The following is a 22,132-nucleotide window of genomic DNA, read 5'->3' as shown; positions in this document are numbered from 1 at the left end:
CCGATGCCGGTCAGGGTTGAATCGGCAAAGCGCTTCCCTGAGTTGCAATTCAGATATTACTATGATATTAATAGCTTAATACGACCATTCCACGAGGGCTAGCGGTCGATTTGACCACTAACCATTTCAGAATAACAATCCTACGCCGCTGCCCGAGCGACCAGCCCACGGGGAATGGCCTGCAACAGCTGCTGGGTGTAGGGGTGCTGGGGATTGCGGTAGATGTCTTCGGCCAGGCCGCGCTCCACAATCTCGCCCTGGCTCATGACCAGCATGTCGTCGGCCATGTACTTGACCACCGCCAGGTCGTGGCTGATGAACACGTAGGACAGGCCAAACTCTTCCTGCAAATCCAGCAACAGGTTCAGCACCGTGGCCTGCACGCTCACATCCAGGGCGCTGACGCTTTCGTCGCACACGATGATCTCAGGCTTCATGGACAGGCAGCGTGCAATGGCGATGCGCTGGCGCTGGCCACCCGAAAATTCATGCGGATATTTGCCAAAAGCATCGCGCGGCAGGCCCACTTTTTCCAGCAGGGTCAGTGTCATGCGGGCACGTTCATCTTCGTCCTTGCCAATGCCGTGGATGCGCATGGGCTCCATCAGAATCTGCGCAATGGTGAAGCGCGGATTCAGGCTGGCATAGGGGTTCTGGAAGATAATTTGAATGCGGCTACGGTAGGGACGCATCTGGTCGGCGTTCAAGTGTGTCAGGTCTTTGCCTTCGAACAGAATGCTGCCCGTGGTGGGTTCCGTCAGGCGAGTGAGCATCATGCCGATGGTCGTCTTGCCCGAGCCCGATTCACCCACCACGCCCAGGGTACGGCCTTTGTACAGGGTGAAGTCGGCCAGTTTGACGGCTGGGAAGATGGTGTGGCCGAATAAACCCTTCTTGAGCCGGTAATCTTTGCGCAAACCCTTCACGTTCACCAGCGGCTCGCCACTGGCAGTGGTACTGACGCGCTGGACTGTTTCAATGGGACGATTGTTGACGAAATCGTCAATTACCGGCAGGCGCCGGGGCCGGTTGTCCAGGTTGGGGCGGCAGGCGATCAGGGCACGGGTGTAGCTGTCCTTGGGCGCATTGAAGATGGTCTCCACATCGCCGGTTTCGCGCACTTGGCCGTGGCGCATGACGATGACCTGGTTGGAGATTTCACCCACCAGACCCAGGTCATGGCTGATGAACAGTACGCTCATTTTTTTGCGTTGTTGCAAGCGGGCAATCAGGTCGGTGATCTGGCGTTGCACGGTTACGTCCAGCGCGGTGGTGGGCTCGTCCGCAATCAAAAGCTTGGGCTCGCAGGCGACGGCAATGGCAATCATCACGCGCTGTTGCTGGCCGCCAGAGAGCTCGTGCGGATAGGACTTGAGCCGCTCCTTGGGGTTGGGAATGCCGACCTCGGTCATCAACTCCAGCGCACGGTCCAGCGCCTGGCGGGGGTTGAGTTTCATGTGGATGCGCAGCACTTCGGCGATCTGCTCGCCCACGGTGAACACCGGGTTGAGTGAGCTCATGGGCTCCTGGAACACCACCGAAATATCACGCCCGCGCATGGCGCGCATGTTTTCCACAGACGAGGTCAACAGGTCGCGACCTTCGTACAGAATTTTGCTGCCGGCACCGATGATGGCGTTTTCGGGCAACAGGCGCACGATACTCATGGCGGTCACGCTCTTGCCGCTACCCGACTCGCCCACCAGGGCGACGGTAGAGTTTGCGGGAATGTCAAAGCTCACATCCTTGACGGCCTGTGCCGTCACGGTTTTGCTCATGCGGAATGCAACTTGCAGGTTTTGAACGCTGATCAGATTATTCATGTCTTACCTAGTCAGTCGGGGGTCAGATCACTTGCGAAGCAATGTGCTCTGACCCCCATAGAAGTTAACGCAATTTGGGGTCCAGCGCATCGCGCAGGGCGTCGGTCAGCAGCGCAAAAGCTGTGACAAAGGTGGCCATGAACAGGGTCGCGGTTGCTAGTTGCCACCACTTGCCCTGCACCAGTTCGGTTTGTGCCTCAGCCAACATGGTGCCCCAGCTGACCATGTCAATGGGCACACCCAGACCCAGGTAGGACAGGATGACCTCGGCCTTGATGAAGCTCACCACATGCAGGCTCAACTGCACCAGCACCACGTGGCTGATGTTGGGCAAGATATGGGTAAACATGCGCGAGGCATGGCTGGCACCAATGGCTTCAGCCGCGCGCACGTACTCGCGCGAGCGGTGCTTCATGTACTCGGCGCGCACCAGCCGGTAGATGCCCGTCCAGCCAACAAGACTGAGAATGATGACCACGGTCCAGACACCACTACCCAGAGTGCTTGCCAGTGGCCCGGACTTGAGCACTGCCGCCAGCGCGAACACCAGCAAGATATAGGGAATCGCGGTGAATACGTTGTAAACCCACTCCAGAAAATCGCCTATGGGTCCCCCGAAATAGCCGCCAATGGCCCCGAGAACGGTCCCGATGAGCGTCGCAAACAAGGCGGCCGTCAGCCCAACCGTAATGGACACCTGCGCGCCTTTGACCACCTTGCTGAACACGTCGCGACCCTGCTGGTCAGCGCCAAAGGGCAGCGTGTCGGCCTTCACCGTCACCGTAGTCTTGAATTGGGCAGCGCGCTCGTCCCACTCCTTGTAGCGCGGTGCCAGGGGGTCCACGTCGCTGATGTCCACATTCGGTCCGGCAACGGTTTCCACGATGGCGGTCTGGGTGCCATCGGCAATTTTGCCCACCAGGGTTGGCGCGGCAAAGGGCACGGCCACCTCTTTCTGCCAGTCTTTGGCCACCAGACCCAACTGCGCAGCCAGCACCAGTACGATAAACAGCAAGGTGATGTAAAGCGACACCATGCCGACCCGGTCCGTCTTCAGGCGTAACCACGCCTGCTTCCAGACGCCGGGTGACTGGGGCAGCGATTGCAAAATATCGGTACTCATTTCAGCGTCACCCTTGGATCAACAAACTTGTACAACACATCGGTGATCAGGTTGATCACCATCGTCAGCGCGGCCAGATACACCGTGGCAGCCTGAATCACGGGGTAATCGCTGCGGTTGACCGCCACCAGAATCTCGCGCCCCAGCCCGGGGATGGAGAAGAACACTTCGATCAGGAAGGAGCCAATGAACACACCCGGCAAGCCGGTGGCCACGTTCGTCAAAATGGGGATCATTGCGTTGCGCAGCACATGCTTGAACAGAATGGCGTTCTCCGATACCCCCTTTGCGCGCGCGGTGCGTACATAGTCTTGGCCAATCTCATCCAGAAAGAAGCTGCGGTACAGACGCGTCTGCGGCGCCAGGCTGACCAGCACTGCCAAAAATACGGGCAAAGGCGCATAGGTCACCAGGTTCGTCCAGACGCTGTTGCTCCAACCCTGCACCGGGAACCAGCCCAGCACAAAGCCAAACAGGTACTGACCGACGATGATGTAGACCAAAAAGCTGATTGACAGTGCCACAGTGGTGACAATCATGATGGCACGGTCGGTCAGGCTGCCACGCACATAGGCCACGGCGAGACCTGCGCCAATGGCCAGCACCACCTCCAGCAGCAGGATCGGAATCATGATCGTCAGCGTTGCAGGAAGGCGGGTGGCAAAAATATCTGAGATGGCCTCGTTCGTGGTCCAGCTCTTGCCCCAGTTGAAGGTGAACACCTGCTGCACAAACACCCAAAGCTGCTCGGGGACTGATTTGTCCAGACCCAGTTGCGCCCGCAGTGAAGCCAGTCGTTCGGGCGAGGCCTTCAATCCGGCCATGATTTCGACTGGATCGCCCCCGAACAGTTTGAACAGGAAGAAGATGAGCAGAATCACCCCCAGCAGGGTGGGAAGCATTTGCCAGATGCGTCGCAGGATGTAGGAAAGCATATATTGAGAAGACTAAGGTTAAACGCTGATGCAGCGGAACAAGGCGCGGATTATGCTTCCATGTTTTGCTTTAGGCATTGGTGTTTGTATGAGGGTGACTATGGGTTTAGGAAAAATAGGCGTGGTCTTGGCAGTGCTGTGCTGGGGTTTTGGCGCCAGTGGGGAGACTCCGAGCAAGCCACAAGCTGCGAAGGTCTTGCGTTATGCATTTGAAATTGCCGAGACCGGATTCGACCCGGCGCAGATTTCAGACTACTACTCGCGCACGGCCACCGAGAACATGTTTGACGCGCTGTACCGCTACGACTACCTAGCGCGGCCCGCCAAGGTGATTCCCAATGTAGCGGACGGCATGCCAGTCATCACTGATGACTTCAGGAACTACACCATCAAGGTCAAGCCTGGCATCTACTTTGCCGATGACCCCGCTTTTGGCGGCAAGAAGCGTGAGTTGACCGCACAGGATTTTGTTTACACATTCAAACGAATTTTTGATCCCAAGACCAAGGCCCAGATCTATCCCGATCTGGAAGAGGTCAAGCTGCTGGGCATGGATGCCCTGCGCCGTGCGGCCGAAAAACCGGGTGCCAGCTTCAACTATGACACCGATGTTGAAGGGCTGCGCGCACTGGATCGCTACACCATCCAGTTCAAGATGCTGGAATCCAAACCTCGCTTCATCTACCTGCTGACGGAGTCCAGCGTCCTAGGCGTGGTGGCGCGTGAGGTGGTTGAAAAGTATGGCGACAAGATCATGGAGCACCCGGTGGGTACCGGGCCTTTCAAGCTGGACCAGTGGACGCGCTCGTCCAAGATCACATTTGTGAAAAACCCGAATTTCCGCGAAGAGTATTACGAAGCGGAGCCACCTGCCGACGACGAACTGTCTCAGGAAATCTACCGACAGATGAAGGGCAAACGCATTCCTGTCGTGGACAAGGTGGAAATTTCCATCATTGACGAAGTGCAGCCGCGCTGGCTCTCGTTCCTGGGCAATGAACATGACTTTTTGATGTACTTGCCCGCTCAATTTGCCAACCAGGTCATCCCCAACAACAAACTGGCTCCCAATCTGGTTAAAAAAGGCATACGCATAGAACGCTATGCTGCACCTGAAGTGACCTTCTCCTACTTCAACATGGAAAATCCCACGGTTGGGGGCAACACTGTCGACAAAGTAGCATTGCGCCGAGCGATTGCGCTGGCCTACAACACGGAGGAAGAAATTCGCGTGCCCCGGCGCAACCAGGCCATAGCGGCCCAGGGTGTCGTTCCGCCGAACACCTGGGGCTACGATCCCAAGTTCAAGTCCGAAATGAGCGACTACAACCCAGCACGCGCCAAGGCGCTATTGGACATGTTTGGTTATGTGGACAAAGACGGCGATGGCTGGCGCGACATGCCTGACGGCAGTCCACTGGTGCTGGAATACGCCACATCACCTTCTGCGGCCGATCGCGAGCTCAACGAAGTGTGGAAGAAGAGCATGACAGCAGTGGGCATCCAGGTCGTGTTCAAGACTGCCAAATGGCCCGAAAACCTGAAGGCGGCCCGTGCTGGCAAGGTCATGATGTGGGGGCTTGGCAACTCAGCCTCTTCGCCAGACGGAGGTAGTTTTCTGGATTTTGGTTACGGCCCGCAAAAGTTTGAAGGCAATCTGGCAGCTTTCCAAAACGACGAGTACGACAAACTCTACCGCCAGCAAGTGGTGATGCCCGATGGCCCTGACCGTCTGGCCATCATGCAGAAGATGGTCAAAATCCTGGTCGCCTACATGCCTTACAAGTTCAACACCCACCGCATCCGCACCGATGTAATGCAGCCTTGGCTAATCGGTTACCGCCGCCATCCAACATCGCGCGCGTTCTGGCGCTACGTTGACATTGATCTGAGTAAGCTACCCAAGCCATAGAGGGTTTACCCGCCCATTCCCACATCAGCGAAAGTGGGGCCAGCCTCTACAATCCTGCACTTTCGTCCAATGCTTATCTTGCAACCCGGCGGGACAGACTGACGTTCGCACAACGAACCCCGGCAGTCCTCACACGATTAGGAATACCATGCAATCGCGCATCAATCTGACGGCCGTAGCGGCCCTGACCCTTGCCATAGCTGGCCCCACTCTGGCTGCCATCATTCCGCCCGGTACCGTACTGAATCCCACGCAAACTTTTATCCGCTCCAACGGCTCCGAGCCTGAGAGCATGGACCCTGCCGTGGCTGAGACCGTTCCGGCCAACCAAATCTTGCGCGATTTGTTCGAGGGGCTGACGGCCACCGACACCGCAGGCAAAACTGTCCCCGGTGTGGCCGAGAGCTGGAAGCAGACCAACCCCACCACCTGGGTCTTCAAGCTGCGCACCAACGCCAAGTTCTCCAATGGCGACCCCGTCACGGCAGACGATTTTGTCTATGGCATTCGCCGCTTTGTAGACCCCAAGACGGCCTCGCCCTATGCGACCACGTTTGGTGTCTTTTTGCTCAACGGCCTGGAAATCGCGCAAGGTAAAAAACCCACCAGCGAATTGGGCGTGAAGGCGTTGGACAAACATACGCTGGAGATCAAGACCCTGGACCCGGTCGCTTTCCTGCCGGAACTGGTGTCTAACACCCAATTGGGCCCGGTTCATAAGGCCACAATTGAGAAATGGGGCAAAGACTGGGTCAAGCCAGGGCATTCGGTGGGTAATGGCGCGTTTGTGCTCAAGGACTGGCAGGTGAATAACCGCATTGTGGTCGAAAAGAACCCGCAATACTGGGATGCCGCCAACGTGCAACTTACCAAGGTAACCTACTTGCCCATCGAAGACCAGTTTGCCGATATCAAACTGTGGGAGTCGGGAGAAACCGATTACGTCTACCAGATGCCTCCAGGCGTGTTCGAGAAATACAAGGCGCAATACCCCAAGGAACTGCGAAACCAGGCCATCATCGGGTTGCGCTACTACGACTTTCAAACCAAAGACCCCGCGTTCAAAGATGTGCGGGTGCGCAAGGCGCTCTCCATGGTTATTGACCGCGAAATACTGTCCAAACGCGTTACCGCCGATGGCCAGGCACCTGCCTATAGCCTGATTGTTGCCGGCGTTGTGGGGGCCGACCCCACCCCCTACGAATGGTCGACCTGGCCCATGGCCAAGCGCGTGGCCGAGGCCAAGAAGCTGCTGGCCGAAGCGGGCGTAAAGCCTGGCACCAAATACACGTTCTCGTACAACACCAGCGATTACCACAAAAAAATGGCCATTTTTGCTGCTTCCGAGTGGAAGACCAAACTGGGGATCATCCTGGAAACCGAGGCCATGGAGTTCAAGGTACTGGCCAAGAAGCGCCATGATGGCGCATACCAAATTGGCCGCCAAGGCTGGCTGGCCGACTACAACGATGCGACCACGTTCCTTGCGTTGGTGCGTTGCGATTCGGACCAGAACACCAACTTCTATTGCGATCGCGACGCCGAAGCCCTGATTCAAAAGGGAACGCAGTCCGCTGACCCGGTCAAGCGCAAGGCGCTTCTGACCGAAGCATCCAAGAAGATCATGGATGGCTATCCCATCATTCCCCTGTTGCAGTATTCCTTGCCACGTCTGATCAAACCCTATGTGGGTGGCTACTCGGAATTGAATCCACAGGATCATTACCGTAGCAAAGACTTCTACATCATCAAGCACTAGGTCAGGTCGCTCCCATGTGGACTTACACCTTGCGTCGCGTTCTGGCGACGATTCCGACGCTGCTGGCAGTTATCTCGGTTTGCTATTTTTTATTGCATGCCACACCCGGTGGCCCGTTTGATTCGGATCGTCAGGTGTCCGCTGCCGTGCTGGCCAACCTGCAGGCCAAATACCATCTGGATTTACCACTGTGGCAGCAGTACCTGCTGTACCTCAAAGGCCTGCTGGGTGGCGATCTGGGTGCATCGTTTCGCTACGCCGACTGGACCGTGAACGAACTGGTTGGCAAGGCATTACCTATTTCCTTGGCTATCGGCGGCACAGCCATGGTGCTGTCGTTGCTGATTGGCACGGCAGCCGGCATTTGGGCTGCACTGCGACAAAACAGCATGGTCGACCACGTGGTCATGTTGATCAGCAACGTGGGTAGCGTCTTTCCGTCCTTTGTGATGGGTCCGGTGTTGATACTGGTGTTTGCCATTGGCCTGGGCTGGCTACCCGCCGGCGGGTGGAATAATTTTTCCATTCGGTTCATGGTGCTGCCGGTGGCGTTGTTGACCTTCATCAATGTGGCCACCATCGGCCGCGTGATGCGTGGCAGCCTGATCGAAGTGATGCACAGCAACTTCATCCGTACCGCAAGGGCCAAGGGCCTGCCAGAACGGGTGGTCGTCTTGCGCCATGCACTGAAACCCGCTTTGCTGCCGGTGGTGTCAACCCTGGGACCATTGGCTATCAGCTCAATCACGTCTGCACTGGTAACCGAGACTGTTTTCTCGCTACCCGGTCTGGGCAAGCTCATTGTCAATGGTGCGGGTAATCGCGACTACACCCTGGTGTTGGGTCTGGTGGTGCTGGTAACGGTGCTGGCGGTAACCATGAATTTGCTGGTCGATTTGGCCTACGCCTTGCTGGATCCCAAGATCCGCTATTGATCGGTCCGCGCCGATTCGTGAACATTGGACCCAACGTGAATCCCCTGATACCCGCAAAACACGATGGCATGGTGAACAGCCTGAGCCAGTTGCCCGAACCGGGCAACCCACCGCGCAATCTTTGGGCGGATGCCCGCAGGCGCTTTTTTCGCAACAAGGCCGCCACAATCAGTCTGATCGTGCTGACACTAATCATCCTGGCCTGCATCATTGGTCCGTGGGTGCTGCCCTTTGACTTTGACGCCGCCGATTGGGACGCCATGAGTGCGGCTCCGTCTATCACCAATGGCCATTACTGGGGCACCGATGATTCAGGCCGTGACCTGCTGGTGCGCAGCTTGATGGGTGGGCGCATTTCCTTGATGGTGGGTGTATTGGCTACCGTTGCATCGGTCACCGTGGGTATCGCTTGGGGCGCCGTGGCGGGGTTCATGGGCGGCAAGGTGGACGGATTCATGATGCGTATTGTGGACATGATGTATGCCATTCCCTACCTGCTGATTGCAATTCTGCTGGTAACCATTTTGGGGCGTGAGTTCTACCTGGTGGTGATCACCATCACGGCGTTTTCGTGGATGGACATGGCGCGCATCGTGCGCGGACAAACGCTGTCGCTGCGTTCACGCGAGTATGTGGAAGCGGCCCGCTCCATTGGCGTGCCCACCCTGCGCATCATCAGCAGCCACATCGTGCCCAACCTGCTGGGTATCGTGGTGATTTACACCACGGTTACCGTACCGGGAGTGATATTGACCGAGTCGGTACTGTCGTTCCTGGGGCTGGGCATTCAAGAGCCCATGACCAGTTGGGGCGTGCTGATTGCAGACGGCACCAAGGTGATGGATGTGTCGCCCTGGATCCTGCTGTTCCCGGGTGCCCTGCTTTCAATCACCCTTTACTGTTTTAACTTCATTGGCGACGGCATGCGCGATGCACTCGACCCCAAGGACCGCTGAAGTATGGCAACCGCACCCATGCATTTAATGGAAGTCAAACAACTGGGGGTCAAGTTCAAGACTCCGGACGGTTTGGTCAGTGCCGTCAACGGAATCAGCTTTACCCTGGACCGGGGCGAGACACTGGGCATCGTCGGCGAAAGTGGCTCCGGCAAGAGCCAATCCGTGCTGGCCATGATGGGCTTGCTTGCCACCAACGGCCAAGCCACCGGCCAGGTGCTTTACCTGGGGCAGGACTTGATCAGCATGCCCAAAGCGGATTTGAACCGCATCCGAGGCAACCGGGTTGCGATGATTTTCCAGGACCCCATGACCTCCCTGAACCCCTACCTCACGGTCGAGCGGCAAATGACCGAAGTGCTGGAGTTCCACAAAGGCATGAGCCGCAAGGATGCACGCGTCAAGGCAGTGCAGGCGCTAGACGCCGTGAAGATGCCGGAAGCAGCACGGCGCATCGGCATGTACCCGCATGAATTTTCTGGTGGCATGCGCCAGCGGGTCATGATTGCGATGGCCTTGCTGTGTGAGCCCGACGTGTTGATTGCCGACGAGCCCACGACCGCGTTGGATGTCACCGTGCAGGCCCAAATCCTGATTCTGATGCGTGAACTGCAGCGGGACTTTGGCACCGCCATTGTCATGATCACCCATGACCTGGGCGTAGTGGCCGGACTGTGTGATGAAGTCATGGTGTTGTATGGTGGCCAGGTCATGGAACAAGCCAATGCCGACGCCATCTTTTACCGGCCATCCCACCCCTATACCGCGGGTCTTTTGGCCGCCGTACCGCGGCTCGAAGGTGGCGATGCCCCCATGCTGGCGATTCCCGGCGCACCTCCCAATATGGCCAAACTACCGGCGGGTTGCCCTTTTACAGAGCGCTGCGCCATGGCATTGCCAAAATGCGGCACTGAACGACCGCCTTTTGCACCTGCAGCGCACGATGCCCAGGTGCTGCGTGCCTGCCACCTGGGTATTGACGACGTGACACGCAATCTGGAACGCCTGAAAATGGAACAAGGAGCCCGTGCATGACCGATGCACTGACCCCCAACCAGCCATTACTGGCGGTCAAGGACCTGCGGGTTCATTTTCCGATTCGTGGCGACAACGCGTGGCCCTGGACGCCTACCCGGTTTCTCAAGGCCGTGGACGGTGTGTCCTTTGAGCTGCGCGCCGGAGAGACCTTGGGTATTGTGGGCGAGTCCGGTTGTGGCAAGTCGACCCTGGCCCGGGCTTTGCTGAATCTGGTCCCCATCACAGACGGTAGCGTGGTCTGGAACGGCGACGAAATGCGTGGCGCCAGTGCGCAAGCGTGGCAAGCCAAACGCAAAGCCGTTCAAATGATCTTCCAGGACCCACTGGCGTCGCTGGACCCACGCATGACCGTGGCGCAGATCATTGGCGAACCGCTGCGCACCCACGTTCCTGGTTTGAGCAACGCAGAGCACAACGAACGCGTGCTGGCCATGATGCTGCGGGTCGGACTGACTGCGCAGCAGATCAACCGCTACCCGCATGAATTTTCGGGTGGCCAATGCCAACGCATCGGCATTGCCCGGGCGCTGATTTTGAAGCCAAAGGTCGTGATTTGCGACGAACCGGTGTCGGCTCTGGACGTTTCCATTCAAGCGCAAATCATCAACCTGCTCAAGGAGTTGCAGGCAGAAATGGGCCTGGCGCTGATCTTTATCGCGCACGACCTTGCCGTGGTTAAACACATCAGCCAACGGGTGATGGTTATGTACCTGGGCCGGGCCATGGAACTGGCACAAAAGCATGCGCTGTATGACTCCCCGAGTCACCCGTACACGCAGGCATTGTTGTCTGCCATCCCCGTTCCGGACCCACGCGTGGAACGCGGCAAATCGCTGCAATTACTGCAAGGTGACTTACCTTCACCCATCAATCCACCCTCCGGCTGCGTGTTCCGTACGCGTTGCCCCAAGGCCATTGCCGAATGTGCACTGGCAGTGCCGGCCCTGCGCGTGATCACAACCGAAACTCAATCTGCCTGTATTTTGAGTTGAGTGGGCGTCCCTTCACCTCGGTTGGGATGACGGTCAAACAGTATTTGTATCTATTCGTTGTACTTATGTAACAGTATGGAAACTTTTGCTGAAACTCCTTATTTACAAAACACTGACGGCCTTTTTAACATGGCGTACGGAAGTTATTTTTCTGCCGGGTCCGTTTTTTGCTGAAACGGGTCCTCAGTCACAAATAGCTGATGAAACTGTAAGTGGGTCCGCACTTTCTTGGATTGGTGGTTTTACAAAAACCCCCATACGAGGGCGTGTTGGCCGTCAAACCATTGACAGGGAGGAATGAGACTCCCGAAACTTTTTGGAGATATCTCTATGGGTCGAAAAACTTTCAAGCGGACCGTGTTCGCACATGCCGTATTGCTGGCAATTGCAGCAACGGTATCCACCGGGGCCATGGCACAGTCCAATGCAACCGGTAGCCTGTCTGGCACCGTAGACATGACTCCTGGCGTGACCGTGGTCCTGACCAACAAGGACACGGGCGCTCGCCGAGTACTGACACCAGATGCTAACGGTCGCTTTAGTGCGCCTTCCATGGCAACCGGTAACTACAAGGCCGAAGCGTTGGTCAATGGCAAAGTTGTTAATAGCAACGACAACATTGAAGTTCGCGTCGGTCTCGGTACCGATGTCAGCCTGGGCACCTCATTGAAGACCGTCACGGTTGTCGGTAGTGCCAAGAAGATCGAAATGGCATCGATGGGCTCCACCACGGTGTTCACTGCCAACGATTTGGCTAAAGTGCCAGTGGCGGCCAACGTCGGCGCGGTTATTCAGCTCGCACCCAATACGACCCGTGGTGACTCCCGCTTTGGTGGCGGTAACGCTCCCAGCTTTGGTGGTTCCAGCGCCTCTGAAAACGCTTATTACATCAATGGTTTCCCCGTCACAACCCTGCTGACCCAGGTTGGATTCTCCCAACTGCCATTCAACTCCATCTCCCAGGCCCAGGTTCTGACCGGCGGCTACGGCGCTGAATTCGGTCGTTCCACCGGCGGTGTGGTCAACATCGTGACCAAGAGCGGTACCAACGACTGGATGGCGGGTGCTTCGTACTCCATTTCGCCCAACAACCTGCGTGCTTCTCAGAAAAACATCTATTACGAGCGCAATGGCACTCCTCTGGACGGCAAACTGCGCTTCTATAACGAAGCCAACGAACAGACTGACCAGACCGTTTCCGGCTATATCGGTGGTCCGCTGATTCAGGACAAATTGTTCATGTTCTTCTCGGGCGAATATGCCCGCAGCACCTTTAGCAACAACCGTCTGGCCAACACGGCAGCTGCCGGTAGCGTCTCGACAGCCTCGTGGCAAGACCGTGTGGTACAGACCCCTCGCTACTTGCTGAAGTTGGACTGGAACGTAACCGACGCAAACCATCTGGAGTACACCCGTATTTCCGACAAGGTTCAGGACAATCGTACCTATTCCGGTTTTAACTTCGGGACCCTGCAGCGCACCAATGCGCCTGGTGGCGGCGCTGACTACCTGAACTGGGGCCCTACACCTGTTGCATCGCAACAAGGCGCTGAAGTCGACATCCTGAAGTACACGGGCTATCTGACCGACGACCTGACCTTGACAGCCGTTTTGGGACGCACCCGCACTCCCCACGAGCAGACCCCGGCTGGCTACAACCCCACCATTGCGCAAGTTTCCGCTCCCAGTGGAAATACCCCTCCGTCGCTCGGCGTAGTTCCTATCCTGCAAGGTACCACCGGCAATATTCTGACTCCTGGTGCGTTTGACACCAACAAAGGCGCTCGCCTGGATGTGGAATGGAAGGCAAACAGCAACCACACCCTGCGCGTTGGTATTGAGAAGAACACCATCGATTCCCTGGCAGGTGCAAGCACTGCCGGTGGCAATCTGTGGGTGTACCTGAAGACCGATCCGCTGACCCAGCCAGACATACATACCCAACCCACCAGCAGCGTTGTCGGTAACCCCCTGGCGCAGCAAGGTTACTATGTACAGCGCGTTGTGAGTGCGACCAAGTCAACACCAACCGTTGACCAGACCGCGCAGTACATCGAAGACCGCTGGCAAATCACTCCCACTGTGTTGTTGTCCCTGGGCCTGCGTAACGAAGGTTTTGACAACAAAAACGGCGATGGCAAGTCCTACGTCAGCATGCCTACCCAGATTGCCCCCCGTTTCGGAGCAACTTGGGATGCCAAAGGTGACCAGTCTCTGAAGGTCTTCGGTAACCTGGGCCGCTACCACGTGCCACTGCCAACCAACGTGGCAGTCCGCGGAGCCGGTTCTTCGTTGAATGCACAGACCGACTACGTGTACACCGGCATCGATGCCAATGGTATGCCTACCGGCCTCACAGCCATCAGCCCGTTTTACTCGGCTAACAACGAGTTGGGCCAGGCCAAGGATCCGCGTGAAGTGGCCGCCCAGGACATGAAGGGCAACTACCAGGACGAATTGGCATTCGGCTTTGAGCAGGCTGTTTCCAAGAACCTGAATATTGGTGCCAAGTTCACTTACCGTACCCTGCGCACGGCCATTGATGACCATTGTGATGACCGTCCTTTCTATGCATGGGCTGCTCGCAATGGCGTCGATGCAAGTAACTGGGCGGGTTACAACTGCGCACTGTTCAATCCGGGTGAGGACAACACATTCAATCTCGATCTGAACGGCGACGGCAAGCTGGAAAGCATCCATTTGACGGCTGCCGACCTCGGCTTCCCACCAGTGGATCGCAAGTACATCGCTTTGGACCTGTTTGCAGAGCATCCGTTTGATGGCAAGTGGTATGGCAAGGCAACCTACACGTTCTCCCGCAACGAAGGTAACTTTGAAGGCCAGCTGCTGTCCGACATCGGCCAGGCTGATGTATCTACATCACAAGCCTTTGACTTCCCTGAATTCAGCGTGAACTCCCAGGGACCTCTGCCAAACCAGCGTAAGCACCAGGTCAAGCTGTTTGGTTACTACCAACTGACCCCGGAGTGGGGCTTTGGTGGCAACTTCCTGTGGGCATCGGGCCGTCCGCGTAACTGCATCGGCAATGCGCCTGCCCCAGTTGGCAGCGATGCGCCCTTCGTTCCTGGTGACCCAGTCACCAACTACTCGGGTTACGGTTCTGCGTACTTCTTCTGCCAAGGCCAACCTTCTCCCCGTGGTTCGCTCGGTGAGTTGGACGCTGACATGAAGCTGGACTTGAACTTCATTTACAAGCCAGGTTTTGCCAAGGGCCTGTCGCTGAAGATGGACGTTTTCAACGTGTTCAACAACCAGTCTGTTGAAGCCATTGAAGAACGCATGCACGCTCGCGGCTCTTCTACCGTGCAATCGACCTACGGCCAAGTGCAGAGCTACACCGCACCGCGCTCGGTCAAGCTGACCGCTTCTTACGACTACAAGTTCTGATAGTCATCTGAATCAGTCGTTCTAAAGCCCCTCGGACCGCGGTCCGAGGGGCTTTTTCTTTGCCCCGGCGTCGTCCGTGATTTATCTTGTCGAGAGTGAGGCAAGCAGTGCTGATTGACGATACTCCAATAGTTGGTACTGTCCTGCTGCAAACTCAGTTGCGCTTGACGCCACTGCATGCCAAGACCATTGTGAATCAAGTACCCAGGGTGGGCCGTTGACTACGCTGCTGCTCAACACCCGCCTGCCAGCGCTTCACCCCCACCATCACCAACCCCAAAGCTTTATGCGGCGCTCGCGATGTCCGGGCAATTTCCGGCCACAAAAAAAGGCCACCGTGCGGTGGCCTTTTCAATAAAACTGTCCGGCATTGACAGCCGGAACCCAAAACACTTACTCAATCTTGAACACGAACTCCTGAGTCGCCAGGATCTCGGTGGCATCCTGAGTGCACTTGTACTGCATCATGGCTGCCTTCACAGCTGCATGGAATACCCGTGGTCCGGACAGGATAGTGACCTCCTTAACGGCACCATCCTTAACCAACGCCTGGGCACGCACAACGCCTTCGCTACCATCCTGGATAGCCTTGCGGGGCATCTCGGGCGCCACCTGCGTGGGGCAAGCCACCCGCAAGTCCGCGCGGTTGGGCGCTGGTTTGGGCGGTGCCACGGGTGCTGGTGGCGCAATCACTGCCGGTGTAGGTGGCGGTGCCGCTACCGAGACGATGGTAGGCGCCGTGCTGGTTGTCGGTGGCGGCACATCCGGTGGTGGCACAAAAGGTGGTGGCGGCGCCTCTACCTTCGGTGCTTCCGGCGGCTTGATCTGCTTGGGCGGCGGCGGCGGCGGCGGCGGAATGATGACCTCCTGAATCACCACCGCTTCGAGTGGCTTCTTCAAGATCATCAGCGCGTTCTTCGCGGTGCCGGAGATGATGCCCCAGCCAATCAAGATGTGCAGTGCGATAACTATCACGATGCCTTTGTAGCGTCGTGATGGATCCCGGGGCTTGTAGACCGGATGTAAGCCGAGCGTGTTCATTGGATAAACTGCTCGCTTCCAACTACTGCCATCTTGGTCAGGCCCTTGCGTTTGGACGTGGACAAGACATTGGCAAACACCGCGTAACGCGACCCCTTGTTGGGCCGGATATGGACCTCAGGTTGTGTTGGTAACTGGCTGATGGCGTCCATATCGGACTCCAGTTCAGCGGCAGTCACCGCCACGCCCTGCCAGTACACGACACTGTTTTCATCGATATCGATCTGGACTTTCTCAGGCTTGATGTTGTTAGCTGGCGGCGTGCCGACCGGCATATCCAGGTTCACAGCGTGCAACTGGATGGGAATGGTGATGATCAACATCACCAGCAGTACCAACATCACGTCGATTAGCGGCGTGGTGTTGATATCCATCATCACCTCTGGCTCCTCGGAACCCGAGCCCGATCCTACATTCATAGACATATAGTGATTCCTTCCAAAACCTGGTGCGGCCTCAGCCGCCCAGGGCTGGCGGTTCAGTGATGAACGCCACTTTGACAATACCCGCGCGCTGGCAAGCGTAAAGAATCTTGCCAACACCCTCGTAGCGGGAAGCCATATCACCGCGAATTTGCACTTCGGGCTGAGGCTTGACGGTAGAAACTTTTTTCAGTTTCTCTACCAGCGCCTCGACATCGGATACCTTCTGGTCATACCAGTAGATGTTGTTAGTCGTATCTACCGAGATGATGATGTTTTCGGGCTTGGTTTCCCGAATTTCCACGCGTTCCTTGGGTAAAGACACGGGAATGGAGGTGGTCACCACTGGAATGGTGATCAGGAAGATGATCAGCATAACCAACATCACATCCACAAGGGGCGTGGTGTTGATGGCTGCGATTACAGCATCTTCGTCACCGTCTGCACTACCTACGTTCATTGACATAGAGCCATCCTTCTGCGTACGGTACGCAACGCATCAGCTCTTGGAACTCGAACCCAGCAATACGGCGTGCAAATCGCTGCCGAAGCTGCGAACGTCGTCCATCACACCTTTGTTGCGGCTCACCAGCCAGTTGTAGGCCAGCACAGCGGGAACGGCCACGGCCAGACCGATGGCGGTCATGATCAGTGCTTCACCCACGGGGCCGGCCACCTTGTCGATAGAGGCTTGGCCGGAAATTCCAATGGCGGTCAGCGCGTGGTAGATGCCCCACACGGTACCGAACAGACCGACGAAGGGAGAAATGGAGCCCACAGTGGCCAGGAAGGAAAGGCCACCTTGCATTTCGCGGTTAACGCGGTCCACCGAACGCTGGATGCTCATGCTGATCCAGTCGGCCAGGGGAATGTGGCCCATCAGACCGCTGTGCTTCTTGGTCGCTTCCACGCCCGAGGCGGCAATGAATTGGTAGGGGCTGTCTTTGCTCAGAGCAGCGGCACCCTGGGCCACAGTGCCGGCACCCCAGAATTTCTCTGCCGCTTCACGGGAATAACCACTGACCTTGCGCTGCTCCAGCATCTTGACCACCAGGATGTACCAGCTGCCAATGCTCATGACGGCCAATATCAACAAAACGATCTTGGTTACAGCGTCAGAAGATTTCCACAAGGCGCCAATGCCATAGGGGTTGTCGGTGCTTTCAACGGCGGCCTTGGCGGCGGCCGGTGCGGCTGCAGGAACGTCCATCTTGACTTCAGCAGCGGGCGCGGCGGGTGCTCAGCAGCAGGCGCGGCGGTTTGGGCCAAGGCAGGAGCGGTCAGGCTGGCAGTGCCAACCAATGTAAGGCCCATGGCTAATACCCAGGCGCGAACAAGCACTTTGAACTTCATATGCACAATCATTTCCTTATAGAAAAACTACTAACTGGCGGGTGAATTCCGGGTCGGAATCCGGGGCGCAGCGTCCGTAACTGCTAAATTTGAGAAGGCCGATTGTAATTTGCCTAAAGGAACCTTTGCGATAAGCTTACAGAACCTTACTTAGCGTTTTCGCTATCAGGGTTTCCACTCGGTGGCGCCATTGCCCCTGCCTGCAACGGCTGTGCTGGCACTCCGGTTGCCAGTCCTTCCGTAAAATTCTGCGCTTTAGCCCACTGGCCAGGAACACCGGCATGCCCACCTCCCATCGCTCCGAAGCCTTTGCCAATCCGCTGTTGCAACACTGGGTTCAGCCATATGGACTGCCTCCTTTCAGGGAGCTGGACGCGGCCCATTTCGGGCCGGCATTGGATCACGCACTGGAGCAGCACCGCAATGAAATTGATGCCATTGCCAATCGTGTTGATCCGCCCACCTTTGATAACACGCTCGCCACCCTGGATGCCAGCGGTCGCTTGCTGAACCTTATTTCCTTGTTATTCCACAACATGACGGCCAGCGAAACGTCGCCAGCATTGCAGGCGGCGCAACGGGAGATTGCCCCACTTTTGGCCGCCCACGACAGCGCGATGTACATGCACCCCACGCTGTTTGCCCGCATTGACACTTTGCACGCACATCGCCACGCACTGGGTTTGGATTCCGACCAGTTGCGCTTGTTGGAACGCGTGCACCTGGACTTCACCCGCGCGGGCGCCCGGCTTGACGGTGTTGCCCGCGCCCGCTACAGCGCAGTGATGGCCGAACTGGCCACGCTGCACACGCGCTTCATCCAGAATGTGTTGGCCGAAGAAGCTGCTTACGCACTGGAACTGCGCACCGAGGTTGATCTGGCCGGCCTGCCCGATTTTGTGCGCGCTGCCGCCCGCTCGGCTGCACAACAACGCGGCCTGGGCGACGATGTGTATGCCATCACCTTGTCGCCCTCGCTGGCCGAGCCTTTTTTGATCTACTCCAGCCGGCGCGATCTGCGTGAAACCCTGTGGCGCGCCCGCACTGCCCGGGGTGCCCACGAGGGCGAACACGACAACCGCCCGGTGGCGGCAGAGATCATGGCGCTGCGGCAAGAGCAGGCGGCCCTGCACGGCTTTGCCAGCTACGCCGACTATGAACTGGTGGATCGCATGGCCGGCAAAACCACGGCGGTACTCGACCTGCTGCAGCAAGCGTGGGAGCCGGCCAAGGCGCACGCCGAGGTGGACCGCCAAGCCCTCACCGAAATGGCCCGTGCGCTAGGTGAGCCCACCCCCATGGCCGCCTGGGACTGGCGCTACCTGGCCCACAAGGTACGCGCGCAGCGCTTTGACCTGGACGATGCCGAAGTTAAACCTTACTTCTCGCTGGACGCCATGATTGCGGCCATGTTTGATTGCGCTGGGCGCCTGTTTGGCTTGCGCTTTGTGGAGCAACACGGCATTGCCCTGCACCACTCGGACGCCCGCCTGTGGGAAGTGCGTGGCGCCGACGATGCGCTGGTCGGCATCTTCATTGGCGACAATTTTGCCCGCAGCACCAAGCGCAGCGGTGCCTGGATGAGCGTGTTCCGCAGCCAGTCTGGCCATAGTGGCGGCACCTTGCCCATCGTCATCAACAACAACAATTTCGCCAAGGCCAGCCCCACCCTGCTGAGCTTTGATGACGTGCGCACGCTGTTCCACGAATTCGGTCACGGATTGCATGGCCTGCTGTCCAACGTGCGCTACGAGCGCCTGGCCGGTACCCGGGTGCTGCGTGATTTTGTAGAGCTACCCTCACAATTGTTTGAAAACTGGGCGCTGGAGCCCGAGGTATTGCAACGCCACGCCCGCCACTACCAAACCGGCGAGCCCCTGCCAGCCGCGCTGCTGGACAAGCTGCTGCGTGCGCGGCGCTTTGACCAGGCCTGGGCCACCATCCAGTACACCGGCCCGGCCCTGATCGACATGGCCCTGCACGCGCTGCCCAACGGCACACCAGTAGACGTGGCGGCCTTTGAGGCCGAGCAATGCGCTAAATTGGGGATTCCCGAAGACATTGGCCAGCGGCACTATTTGGCCCACTTCCAGCACCTGTTTGCCAGTTCCGGCTATGCGGCTGGCTACTACGTGTACATGTGGGCCGAGGTGCTGGAGGCAGATGGTTTTGCCGCTTTCACCGAGACCGGCGACGCCTTTGACGCCACCACAGCCGAACGCCTGTTGCGCACCATTTACAGCACTGGTAACAGCCAGGAGCCGGCAGAGGCTTACCGTGCCTTTCGCGGACGCGACCCGCAGGTGCTGCCCATGCTACACAAGCGCGGCCTGCTGAGCGGCGAAGTTCACGTACCAATCTAGGCAGCCGGGGTTGGCCATGGCGTCTTTGTTGACGACCTTCTCCAGGGGCTGACCCAGCAGCAGTTTCTTGATTGGCAGCTCCTGCTTCTTGCCCGATAACGTGCGCGGAATCTCGTCCACCTGGAAGATGGCGTTGGGCACAAAGCGCGGGCTCAGCGCGGTCTTGATGGCGTCCACAATTTTGCGCTGCAGAGCAGCGTCCAGCGTAAGGCCTGGGCGCAGCACCACAAACAGCGGCATGTAGCTTTCGCGGCCCAGATACTCCAGGTCCACCACCATGCTGTCCACCACCTCGGGCAGAACCTCAATGGCGCTGTACAGCTCGCTGGTGCCCATGCGCAGGCCGTGGCGGTTGATGGTGGCATCGCTACGGCCAAAAATCACGCAGCCTTCGCCACCTGCTTCCTGGGTGCCCACGCGCAACCAGTCGCCATGGCGCCAGACACCGCCGGCCTCAGCATTCCAGTCACCGCCTCCGGGCTTGCGGCCGTGGCCTGCGGGGTACATCTCGAAGTAGCTGGCCAGGTAGCGCGCGTTATCGGTGTCGCCCCAAAAGTACAGCGGCATGGACGGTATGGGCTGGCTGCAGACCAGCTCGCCAACCTCGCCTTGCACCGGTTCGCCAGCCTCGTCCCAGGCTTCTACCGCGCAGCCCAGCAGACGGCACTGCATGACGCCGGGTTCTTGCGGCAGTTCGCGGTTGCCGCCGATAAAGGCACCGCAAAAGTCCGTCCCTCCACTGATGTTGCACCACCAGATGTCGCGTTGGGCTTCGGTTTTAGCGATGTGGCGGAACTGGTCGGTGCCCCAGTTCTGCGCATCGGACGACAGGGGCGAGCCGGTGGTGCCCAGGGCCCGGACGGCGGACAGGTCACCACAGGTGGACAGGTCCACGCCGGCCTTCATGCAGTTGGCGTAAAAGGCGGCGCCAGCACCGAAGTAGGTCACGCCGGTGTCGGCGGCAAAGCGCCACAGCGTGGTCCAGTCGGGGTGACCGGGGTTGCCATCAAACAAGACGCAGGTGGTGCCATTGAGCAGACCGGCAACCTGGGCGTTCCACATCACCCAACCCGTTGAGCTGTACCAGTGGAAGCGCTCGCCCCAGTTGTTGGCGCTGTAGCTGCAGCCAATGTCGTTGTGCAGGGTCTTGAGCGCCAATGCCACCAGCACCGTGCCGCCATGGCCGTGCACAATGGGTTTGGGCAAGCCCGTGGTGCCGCTGGAATACACAATCCACAGCGGGTGGTCAAACGCCAGCCACATTGGCTCAAACGCGGCAGTCTCTGCATCATTTCTGGCGCTAGCCCTCGCGAAACGGTCACATGCAGCTATCGAAAAGCTAGCATGTTGCGGTGCATCGGCCACGCCCAGGTTATCGTGCAGGATGATGTGGCGCACCGTAGGCAGCGCGTTGCACAGTTCCTGTACCACGGTCATGCGGTCAAAGTCGCGCCCGCCGTAGCGCACACCGTCGCAGGCAATCAGCACCTTGGGTTCAATCTGTTGAAAGCGGTCCAGCACGGCGTTGGTGCCCATGTCGGGGGCGCACACGCTCCACACCGCGCCAATGCTGACAGTGGCCAGAAACGCCACCATGGTCTCGGGGATATTGGGCAGGTAGGCCGCCACGCGATCGCCCGGCTGCACGCCCTGTTCACGCAAGTGCAGCGCCAGCGAGGCTACCTGGCGGCGCAGTTCGGGCCAGCTCAATTCAACATGGTCACCCCGCTCATTGCGGCTGATAACGGCGGCAAAACCGGCGGCGTGCGCCGCGTCCACGTGGCGCAGCACTTGCTGGGCATAGTTGGTTTGCGCGCCTGGAAACCACACGGCACCCGGCATGACGTTCTTGGCCAGCACTGCGGTATGCGGCGTGGGCGACTGCAGGTCAAAGTAATCCCAAATGCTTTGCCAGTAGGCATCCAGATCGGTAACCGACCAGCGCCACAAGGCGTTGTAACCGTCAAAGCTCAGGCCCCTATTCGTGCGCAGCCAGTCCTGGTAGATGCGAATCTGGGGAGTGTTGGGGGCAATGCCGGGGGAAGTTTTGCTGGTCTGGGACATGGTTCTTG

The 22,132-nt window shown here is 58.1% G+C and carries 17 protein-coding genes; 9 read left to right on the top strand and 8 right to left on the bottom strand.

What is annotated here, in order from left to right; translation table 11 throughout:
* Nucleotides 1-140: 140 nt before the first annotated feature.
* The 3 genes from IPI80_RS16500 to IPI80_RS16490 form a co-directional block, all read right to left on the bottom strand.
* A complete protein-coding gene (locus IPI80_RS16500) occupies nucleotides 141-1,823 on the bottom strand; it encodes an ABC transporter ATP-binding protein (RefSeq protein WP_413862047.1) in 1,683 nt (560 codons plus the stop codon).
* 64 nt (nucleotides 1,824-1,887) lie between these two features.
* A complete protein-coding gene (locus tag IPI80_RS16495; protein ID WP_413862045.1) occupies nucleotides 1,888-2,946 on the bottom strand; it encodes an ABC transporter permease in 1,059 nt (352 codons plus the stop codon).
* Nucleotides 2,943-3,881 (bottom strand): ABC transporter permease, encoded by a 939-nt coding sequence (locus IPI80_RS16490; RefSeq protein WP_413862043.1) that lies wholly within the window; start codon nucleotides 3,879-3,881, stop codon nucleotides 2,943-2,945. Before IPI80_RS16490 ends, IPI80_RS16495 begins: the two co-directional genes overlap by 4 nt.
* 100 nt (nucleotides 3,882-3,981) lie before the next feature.
* Here IPI80_RS16490 and IPI80_RS16485 point away from each other — a divergent pair, with 100 nt between their 5' ends.
* The 8 genes from IPI80_RS16485 to IPI80_RS16450 all read left to right on the top strand — a co-directional run bounded on the left by IPI80_RS16485 (nucleotide 3,982) and on the right by IPI80_RS16450 (nucleotide 14,881).
* Complete coding sequence (locus IPI80_RS16485) at nucleotides 3,982-5,793, top strand: ABC transporter substrate-binding protein (protein ID WP_413862042.1); 1,812 nt, start codon at nucleotides 3,982-3,984, stop codon at nucleotides 5,791-5,793.
* A 148-nt stretch (nucleotides 5,794-5,941) separates the two neighbouring features.
* Nucleotides 5,942-7,552, top strand: a complete 1,611-nt coding sequence (locus IPI80_RS16480) for a peptide ABC transporter substrate-binding protein (protein WP_413862040.1) — start codon at nucleotides 5,942-5,944, stop codon at nucleotides 7,550-7,552.
* Between the two features lie 14 nt (nucleotides 7,553-7,566).
* Entirely contained in the window at nucleotides 7,567-8,487 is a 921-nt protein-coding gene (oppB, locus tag IPI80_RS16475) for an oligopeptide ABC transporter permease OppB (protein ID WP_413862038.1), read from the top strand.
* Nucleotides 8,488-8,555: 68 nt separating this feature from the next.
* A complete protein-coding gene (locus IPI80_RS16470) occupies nucleotides 8,556-9,443 on the top strand; it encodes an ABC transporter permease subunit (protein WP_413862615.1) in 888 nt (295 codons plus the stop codon).
* A gap of 18 nt (nucleotides 9,444-9,461) precedes the next feature.
* Nucleotides 9,462-10,478, top strand: coding sequence for an ABC transporter ATP-binding protein (locus IPI80_RS16465; protein ID WP_413862614.1), 1,017 nt, complete (start codon nucleotides 9,462-9,464; stop codon nucleotides 10,476-10,478).
* Nucleotides 10,475-11,473, top strand: a complete 999-nt coding sequence (gene oppF, locus IPI80_RS16460) for a murein tripeptide/oligopeptide ABC transporter ATP binding protein OppF (protein ID WP_413862036.1) — start codon at nucleotides 10,475-10,477, stop codon at nucleotides 11,471-11,473. Before IPI80_RS16465 ends, oppF begins: the two co-directional genes overlap by 4 nt.
* A gap of 85 nt (nucleotides 11,474-11,558) precedes the next feature.
* Nucleotides 11,559-11,774, top strand: a complete 216-nt coding sequence (locus IPI80_RS16455) for a hypothetical protein (RefSeq protein ID WP_413862034.1) — start codon at nucleotides 11,559-11,561, stop codon at nucleotides 11,772-11,774.
* A gap of 29 nt (nucleotides 11,775-11,803) precedes the next feature.
* Complete coding sequence (locus tag IPI80_RS16450; protein ID WP_413862032.1) at nucleotides 11,804-14,881, top strand: TonB-dependent receptor; 3,078 nt, start codon at nucleotides 11,804-11,806, stop codon at nucleotides 14,879-14,881.
* Between the two features lie 393 nt (nucleotides 14,882-15,274).
* Here the strand turns inward: IPI80_RS16450 and IPI80_RS16445 are convergent, their stop codons facing one another.
* Genes IPI80_RS16445 through IPI80_RS16430 form a run of 4 tightly spaced genes read right to left on the bottom strand, consistent with a single transcriptional unit; the run spans nucleotide 15,275 to nucleotide 17,554 of the window.
* On the bottom strand, nucleotides 15,275-15,922 hold the full coding sequence (locus IPI80_RS16445; protein ID WP_413862030.1) for an energy transducer TonB: 648 nt from the start codon (nucleotides 15,920-15,922) through the stop codon (nucleotides 15,275-15,277).
* Nucleotides 15,919-16,347, bottom strand: coding sequence for an ExbD/TolR family protein (locus IPI80_RS16440; RefSeq protein WP_413862028.1), 429 nt, complete (start codon nucleotides 16,345-16,347; stop codon nucleotides 15,919-15,921). Before IPI80_RS16440 ends, IPI80_RS16445 begins: the two co-directional genes overlap by 4 nt.
* Nucleotides 16,348-16,378: 31 nt before the next feature.
* A complete protein-coding gene (locus IPI80_RS16435; RefSeq protein ID WP_413861662.1) occupies nucleotides 16,379-16,810 on the bottom strand; it encodes an ExbD/TolR family protein in 432 nt (143 codons plus the stop codon).
* A gap of 33 nt (nucleotides 16,811-16,843) precedes the next feature.
* Nucleotides 16,844-17,554: a MotA/TolQ/ExbB proton channel family protein gene (locus IPI80_RS16430; RefSeq protein WP_413862026.1), complete on the bottom strand. Its 711-nt coding sequence runs from the start codon at nucleotides 17,552-17,554 to the stop codon at nucleotides 16,844-16,846.
* 424 nt (nucleotides 17,555-17,978) lie between these two features.
* On the opposite strand from IPI80_RS16430, the gene IPI80_RS16425 reads away from it, so the two are divergent.
* Entirely contained in the window at nucleotides 17,979-20,060 is a 2,082-nt protein-coding gene (locus IPI80_RS16425) for a M3 family metallopeptidase (RefSeq protein WP_413862024.1), read from the top strand.
* Here the strand turns inward: IPI80_RS16425 and IPI80_RS16420 are convergent.
* Nucleotides 20,013-22,124 carry an acetoacetate--CoA ligase gene (locus IPI80_RS16420; RefSeq protein WP_413862022.1) on the bottom strand — a complete coding sequence of 704 codons (2,112 nt, stop codon included), beginning with the start codon at nucleotides 22,122-22,124 and terminating at the stop codon, nucleotides 20,013-20,015. The two genes, IPI80_RS16425 and IPI80_RS16420, sit on opposite strands and share 48 nt — an antisense overlap.
* Nucleotides 22,125-22,132 lie beyond the last annotated feature (8 nt).

The organism is Candidatus Aalborgicola defluviihabitans (assembly GCF_016705985.1).
GTDB lineage: Bacteria > Pseudomonadota > Gammaproteobacteria > Burkholderiales > Burkholderiaceae_C > Allorhodoferax > Allorhodoferax defluviihabitans.
This window is presented reverse-complemented; position numbering and strand designations above follow the sequence as displayed.